The following is a 529-nucleotide window of genomic DNA, read 5'->3' as shown; positions in this document are numbered from 1 at the left end:
GTGCTGCTGTAGCCGCGGATCGCCCGGACCGTCACCCGCCCACGCGCTGCGCGCGCGGTCGACCTCTCCCGCAAGCGGGAGAGGTGGGAAGGAGCTCTTCTCTGACCCCCTCTCCCGCTTGCGGGAGAGGGATGGGGTGAGGGTCCGGGCCGCGCGCTATGCCCGCCGCCCGGGCACGATCAGCACCAGCGCGAGCGCGCCGCCGCACAGGATCGTCGCCGTCAGTTCGGCGAGGCCGAAGGTCTCGCCGACCACCGGCGTCATCAGCGTGGCGATGGCGGCGATCTGGGTCGGGAAGATCTCGACGATCTTGAACCACGCGAAATACGAGAACACGTGGCTCACCAGGATCGTGTAGGCGATGATGAGGCCGAGCGAGAGCGGCACCGGCGGGATGGTGAAGCCTTCCCACAGGAACGCCATCGCCGCCACCGGCAGGGCCGCGATGGCGAGCTGCCAGCCGGCGAAGGAGAGCGTCGGCAGGCTGATGTCGCGGCGCTTCTGGAAGATCATGCCGATCGCCCAGAAC

1 protein-coding gene is annotated in these 529 nt (G+C 69.4%); it reads right to left on the bottom strand.

Annotation, left to right across the window (positions count from 1 at the left end; genetic code table 11):
- Positions 1–156 precede the first annotated feature (156 nt).
- Positions 157–529, bottom strand: a 373-nt coding sequence (locus JNK54_10860; protein MBL8024754.1) for an EamA family transporter, incomplete at its 5' end; no start/stop codon positions are given.

Source organism: Elusimicrobiota bacterium (assembly GCA_016788905.1).
Taxonomy (GTDB): Bacteria; Elusimicrobiota; Elusimicrobia; order FEN-1173; family FEN-1173; genus JADKHR01.
Note: the sequence above shows the minus strand (reverse complement) of the source record. Positions and strands in the feature narration are given on the sequence as shown.